General features: G+C 61.4%; 2 protein-coding genes and 3 pseudogenes. 3 read left to right on the top strand and 2 right to left on the bottom strand.

The annotated features are described in order from the left end of the window. Nucleotides 1–519 precede the first annotated feature (519 nt). The 3 genes and pseudogenes from QJT78_RS47045 to QJT78_RS47055 all read left to right on the top strand — a co-directional run. Nucleotides 520–647 (top strand): annotated as a pseudogene (locus QJT78_RS47045) (IS30 family transposase); the annotation flags it as partial. Nucleotides 648–1174: 527 nt separating this feature from the next. Then, on the top strand, nucleotides 1175–1471 hold the full coding sequence (locus tag QJT78_RS47050) for a hypothetical protein (protein ID WP_129557678.1): 297 nt from the start codon (nucleotides 1175–1177) through the stop codon (nucleotides 1469–1471). Between the two features lie 548 nt (nucleotides 1472–2019). After that, nucleotides 2020–6012: a hypothetical protein gene (locus tag QJT78_RS47055; protein ID WP_281460718.1), complete on the top strand. Its 3993-nt coding sequence runs from the start codon at nucleotides 2020–2022 to the stop codon at nucleotides 6010–6012. 8 nt (nucleotides 6013–6020) lie between these two features. Here the strand turns inward: QJT78_RS47055 and QJT78_RS47060 are convergent. Both QJT78_RS47060 and QJT78_RS47065 read right to left on the bottom strand, forming a co-directional pair. Then, nucleotides 6021–6690: pseudogene (locus tag QJT78_RS47060) on the bottom strand (ISNCY family transposase); the annotation flags it as partial. A 34-nt stretch (nucleotides 6691–6724) separates the two neighbouring features. After that, nucleotides 6725–6900 (bottom strand): annotated as a pseudogene (locus QJT78_RS47065) (IS256 family transposase); the annotation flags it as partial.

Below are 6900 nucleotides of genomic sequence, written 5' to 3' on the forward strand. Positions count from 1 at the left end.
CCGTCGCCGACGGTTTTGTCGTCGCTCTGGTCGGGCTACGCCCTCCCGACGCAACGACAAAACCGTAAAGCCCCGCGTTCAGCATAACCCGGCAGGAATCCACTTAAATCCGGCGGGGCGCTGTCCAAACAACCGGGGGCCAGCTCTCTGCTCTCCTCGACCTTGGTGCCGTCCGGAAGCGTGATCCGGCGGCCTGGGGAGGCTGTCGTGAATGAGCGTCAAGATCGTGCTCTTCGGATCTGCCGCGAGGGGGGCAGAGCGGAAGAAAGCCAGACCGGCGCAGAATCATCTTCATGTCGATCTGAATTTTGGAAAAAGACAACACCCCGAGCCGATTGCGTACCGCTCTCCTTTCGAGTTCAGCCGGCGAGACCGACGATCATTTGCGGCGATCGCCACCTTCGATTGGCAACTTCGTCGCGATCTGCTTCAACAACCAAGTCTGCATCTGCTGGACGACCTTAGCGCGGCATGCTCGGCACTGACGAACTACCCACTCTCGCTCCTATCGGCCGGACGAACGGGCCTGCACTGGCGGGACACGGGGGCCGAAGCCGTGCGTGTCGCAATTGCGCACCATCATAACCTTGCCTGAAGAGCTACGCCGTTCCCTGACGTGGGATCAGGGAGCCGAAATGGCCCAACACGATCCCCAATTCTATGGCTTCGGCACCATCGCTGGCTGAAACGAGGGCTCAGACCATAGGTGTGGAATATCGCTTCATAACAAACATCTATTTGTCCTGGCCGTAGGAGAGGAGCACAGGAGATTCGAATGCGACGGATGGTCGATCGCTGCGCGCTTGCGATGGATGTATTAGCACGCTCAAGGTCGCCATTGTGCGAAGATCACAACCAGCGCATTCGTGCTTGTATTGGAGGCGCGTTCTGACCGGCATTAGCGGACTTGGGATTCGCGTTTGGCAACTTGCAGACGACGGCGCTGAAGGCGCGGCCAAGTCTCACGCAGATGGCGTTTCTGGCGAGGACGGTCAAACGAACATTTCTGTCCTTGGGAGGATGGGCTCTCAGCCTCAAGATTCGGGGACTTGTTCTGCTCGCCTCCCTATCGACGATATAGCTGCGCAGCGCGGGCATGGTGAAAGCCCGGATATACCGTATAGATCTTATCATCACGCACCAAGTCGGGCGGAGAGCTTGTCGGGTCCTGGCGGTGAGCACTGGCGAAGCGATCGAGCAGCCGGAAGCTCGCGAACAGAGGCGCTTCCGCCGCATAGGTATTCCGCGTCCGACCGAGCGGTTGGATCAGGAAGGCGGCCTTTCGATGATGTCGCCGCGCAAAGCGTCCATGGTGCAAGCTCTGAACAATCGTACAGGTCTTATCGTGATGCACCAAGTCGGGCAGAGAGTTCGTCGCGTTCTGGCGGCGAGCACTGGCGAAGCGATCGAGCAGCCGCGAGCTTGCGAACAGAAGCGCTCCCGCCACATAGGTATTCTGCGTCCGACCTGAGTGCCAGGCCAGGAAAACGGCGCGTCGACGATGTCACTGCGCAGAGCATCCACGGTGCAAGCTTAGAGCGCCGCTACGGGTCTTCGAGCGTACTTAATATGGCGTTAAGGGATATTGATAGGGCTCGCGACGTCTATGGATTCTCAGGTGCAGTGGCGAACTATGGCAGGCAGTTGCGAATGCTAGACAAGCCAACGTTCCTGCAAAAGGCCGCCGCTGATTTCCGATACAGATTTGTCGCGCGCTTGGAGGAAGATATCCGCGCTGGTGAATCATGGAGCTACGCCAAGACATGCAACGCGGTGAGCGGTGAGGCTGGCGGTCGGGAAGGCATGGAAGCTTGCAAGGCCTTAGCAGCTCGAGTATCGAGGCTCGACGACGCGCTTATGTACGAAGTCGAGGACCGAGCCCTTGCGCTCCTCGCCGTATCATTCGGTCGGAACTCCCGGGTGCCGGAATGCCGCAGGGGGGCGATCAGAATCGCGGAATTTTGTTGCAATGAAAGCCGCGGACTTCGGAGGCAGACTGATCAAGGCCTATCCTTGCTGGTGAATGGCTTCAGCAAGTGGCCCGGTGCGGCGGGCTGTCGCGAGGCCACCGTCGCCATCGCCGGTGAGGTCAGTCGCCGCGCCGACAGTGTCGGGCTCTCCCGTTTTGACCTGCAGGCGCTGGTCACCCTGGTGAACGGCTTCAGCAAATGGCCGGACGCGGCGGGCTGTCGCGAGGCCACCGTCGCCATCGCCGGTGAGGTGCCTTCCCAGCTCTCCCGTTTTGTCCCGCAGGCGCTGGCCAACCTGGTGAACGGCTTCAGCAAATGGCCGGACGCGGCGGGCTGTCGCGAGGCCACCGTCGCCATCGCCGGTGAGGTCAGTCGCCGCGCCGACAGTGTCGGGCTCTCCCGTTTTGACCCGCAGGCGCTGGCCACCCTGGTGAACGGCTTCAGCAAATGGCCGGACGCGGCGGGCTGTCGCGAGGCCACCGTCGCCATCGCCGGTAAGGTGCCTTCTCGGCTCTCCCGTTTTGACCCGCAGGCGCTGGCCACCCTGGTGAACGGCTTCAGCAAATGGCCGGACGCGGCGGGCTGTCGCGAGGCCACCGTCGCCATCGCCGGTAAGGTGCCTTCCAAGCTTTCCCGTTTTAAGCCCCAGGAACTGGCGAACCTGGTGAACGGCTTCAGCAAATGGCCGGACGCGGCGGGCTGTCGCGAGGCCACCGTCGCCATCGCCGGTGAGGTGCCTTCCCAGCTCTCCCGTTTTGACCCGCAGGCGCTGGCGAACCTGGTGGACGGCTTCAGCAAATGGCTGGAAGATGCGGCATGCCATCAGGCGGTAATAGACATCGCGCGCGGCCTCGGCGGACCGGGCCGACGCTTTGGTTCGTTCACGACGCTTGAGCTCATCGCGATCGCCAATGCTCTGGGACACAGTGTCATTAGGGGTGAGGACGGTGGAGACGTTGCGGAGACAGCCCTGCTGAAGAACAGCTTACATCAGCTGGCTCACTACCTGCACCATGATCGGCTGGAGCAGGCCGATGTTCTGAGCATTGCTACCATTTTCAAAGTGCTGGCGAAGACTAGGCTGTTTGAGGACCTCGGGTTGCTCGCACCGATCGGGTTAAATCGGCTCAACCAGTTGTATGGTGCCTCTGGTTTTGCCGCGGAAAGTAACCTCGAAACCATGAGCAATCTTTGCGCCGCCCTGCTGCCGTTGGTGCGCAGCCCGCACCTGCGCTCGTGCCGCAGGCAGGCTCTAAACCTGCTGAACGACATCCAACCGGTAGTGGAGCGCAAGATCGATGCGTATCTCGACGCAAGCGAGGCGGAGCGGACCCGTGGGCCGTTTGCGACTCGCTGTCCCGCCCTCTCGATCTATAAAGTAATCAAGGCGCGTGCGGACCTGGAACGTCTTTACAAACGACCGTATGTCGAGGGCAAGAGGTCCGATTTACGGATCAGGCAGGAAATGCTGCGGCACGGGACCAAGAGGATCCTGAAGGAGGCGCGCGACCTCATCCAAAGCGATCTTTCCAACATGAGCTGGAATCTGATCGCGCAGATCGAGGCGGACAGCCCTGTCGATGCGCTGGACGCGTTCATCGTGCGCGAGGCGGCAACGGTCCAGGTTCAACATGCTGCGTCCGTCTTCGACGTCTATCAGGTGTTGCGATCCATGGATCACGCGCCCAGACCACCGCAGGGTGACGCGGGATTGATGCAGCTGCCGGTGGTGGACCTGCAGGGACGGCGAGTGGCGACGGAGCCTGAGACACGCTATTCGATTTTGCATCGCCTGACCTCGGGGGCATTGCCGGTGGTTGCGGTGCAGCTGCCGGCAAAGCCGAGCACTTTCATGTTGGCGCGGACGCTGACCGTCGAGGGTGTGCCGTACCGCCTGGACCTGTTCGGCGGCAGCATGTTGAAAGCACCCAAACCGAGGCTGTCGCAGATCGCTGCCCGGGCTCCAGGCGATCAGCCGGCGGCGTCTTCCGGGGGCAAGCTGCTGGCCATTCCCTATGCCGAAACCGCTCCGGGGACGTCGTTCGAGCACCTGTCGCGCGCCTGGGCGCCGTTCAAAGAAGCTTATTGGTACACGCAACGCAGGGGGTTTGCGGCGCCACCCGCGATCAAAGATTTAGGGCCTCACGACTACGCGCTGGAGGGCGCCTTCAAACTGCTGCTGATGCCGGACCGGCCTGGCGGCAAAGCGCATCCCTTTAAGCTGACTGGACCGGAAGGTCCGATTGCCTTGCGACCGCATGACGGCTGCGGCTTCATCAAGGCTTCGCTGGCCGAGCGGATGCCTGCTGTTCGCCGGGTTGGTCACCAGGAAGGTCCCGATCGGCTGCGGGCCTTTGGTGAGGGAAGGAGATCGTCCCTCCCTCCCTCGGCGCTGCAACATTACCCTCGCAACGAGCAGGTGGCGGAAGAAGCGAGCGAGAAGGCCAGGACCTGGCTTGAAAGCCGAGAAGGCCAAGAGCTGACGTCGGAAGACTTGTTTCGCACCGTCACGGCCGGACATATCAATGGTCCCGGTGCGGTGGCCGTCCCATCCGATGATGGCTGCCTCCATGTGCCGACGCTCAAGAGCGACACCTTGACAGGGAAAGGTGGTGTGCTGCTCGGGCGGTCCCCCTATGACAAGCCCAACCTGCGCCCGTTCGCCGCCGGACGAGTCAAGTCAGCAGTTGATGGGGATCCGACTGCGGCGTTCCTCGATCGGAACGTGGCCATGCAATACAGTTTCAGTATCGCCCAGAAGTCGCAGGACAAGCTGGCGGCTGAGGATCCGAGCTTCTTTGCCAAAGGCATTTTGATCGTGGTGCCAGATGAGATGTGGCCGGCCGAGTACGCCGACCGTGGACTGGTGATGTCGGCCGAGGACGTCAAGTGCCATTCGAGCTGGACCGAGCGTAAGGACCGCGCGAAGGTGGACGTGCAGGTCGAATGTGTCGGCATTCTGCAGGCAACCGAATTGTTCGCTCCGGGGTCATTGGTTGCAGTCCCGCCTGGTGAACAGAACAAGCTCGATGGCGACTTCGACGGGGATACCGTCATTATCCTCGCCGACCGGCCACAACTTTATCAGCATGTCCGGCGGTTCGATGAGAAGGAGCAAGCTCGCGGCGTTCGCTCGCTCAAGCCGCCAAAGTCGCATACGCCGGCGATCAAGGATGATAGCTACCAGTTCAGTCGTGCCAGCCAGATCCTCGCGGCCACGACGAATGTTTTGGAAGTCTATAGCAGCCTGCAGCGAAGCTTTCTGGCGCAGTCCCATCAAGGTCGACACTGGTTTGCCGAGCGGGCCATCTTTGGCACTTACGAGGGCGTTCAGCACGAGCTCAGGCGACAGATCGGTGGCCTGTTGAACCAGGAGCAGGTGCGTTGCCAGGAAATCCAGGACAAGCTCGAGCAGGCGAGGCACGAGATCGAGGTCGCAGCCCATCCGGTCGCTCGCGAAACGGCCGAGTTGCTCGTCGCCGACCTCGATGCTTGGGCAGCGAGGGCGGATGAGCAGGTCCTGCGTGAGGCAGTCGGACGCGTGAGCGAGGCAAAGCTGACGGTGAGCCCAGCACTCGTCGCGCTTTTCCCGGAACTGGCGGAGGCCTATTCGGCGGCTCCTCAGCCTCGCGACCGCATCCAGGTCATACTCGACCACTATCCGGCGCGCATCGATCCCCGCCCGGATGGTTACAATCCGGACGATCTCGTCCAAAGCGCAAACAATCTCTTGAGCCTCGGCATCAAGGTCGGCACGGACGGCTATAAATCCGACACCGGGGTCCGCCTCTTCATGAAGAAAAGCCAAGAGCTTCAGCGACTCCTGCAACAGGTGCCGGCTCTTAAGTCCGCGCCCTACAGCAAGAGCATGGCGGCGACGCTCAGCCAGGGCCGGTTCGACGTCGATGCTACCTTGGAAGATCTGAAGGATAATCCCACGCTGGCGGCGTCAGTCATGGAGGCCTCAATCAAGCTTGCTGCGGAGAAGCACATTCTGCCCGAACCCTCTGGCCGACTGCTTACGGCTGAGGATACGCCATGACGGTCATTGTAGCCGACCATCCTGCGCACGACAGCGCCGTTCTTTTGCTCGACGAACGCTTGATCGTTTTTGCGGTACGGCCGGCAGCGCGTGAAAATGATACTGGCCGTGTCACAGTACGTCTTGAGCGTCTCGTTCATGAAAACGGTGTCATTGGCCGTGTCCAAGCCAAGAAGCGCGAAGGGCAATTGCTTACGCAATTCCGTCAGCACGGTGCTCAGCAGCGTCTGCTCGCGCACGATCAGCGGCGCACATTCCGTTCAGCCGGTCACGACGTCAGTGAGGACCAGGGTCTGTACGAAACTGCCGCGCGCCGATGGACCGCTGTGCGCGACAAGGTCCGCCTCCACGAAGCCCGGTGCGGGATCATTCCAATCCGCCGAAGTCCGTATCGGAATACTGCGTCGTAGGGCGTGTGCGGCCGGTCGCCGGCGCTGGCGACCGAGCCCCTCCCGAATCCGGCCCAACGCCCGGTCGATCGTCGCCGCGCTCATCGAAAGCAGCTTGCCGCGGATCTCGGGAGCGAGGTCAAGATGGCTGTGCCCGCTCCATCGCGTCGATCAGCATCGATATCAAGGCTTTCAGCCGCTTCCCGCAAACCCGGTCCGAGGCTTCTCAGAGGAGTGCGAGCGCATTGCGTTCGGCTTCACCGTAAATCCGGCGCCGCGCCCGACGACCTGTGAGCTATGCGGGATTTTGGGTGACGAGGCGATCAGGCGGCGTGGTTTTCCGGCACTTGGATGACCTCGATGCCGTTTTCGAATCTGACACCTGCGCTGACCTTCGGCAACTGATTTGTGCCTTTCAGCCGCCGCCAGGTCTTTGATGCGGCGCAGAGCAGCTTGAACACCATCAACTTGGCAGTCGTTGACGATAACGAACCTTTCG

The organism is Bradyrhizobium sp. Mp27 (assembly GCF_029953005.1).
Classification (GTDB): Bacteria; Pseudomonadota; Alphaproteobacteria; order Rhizobiales; family Xanthobacteraceae; genus Bradyrhizobium; species Bradyrhizobium barranii.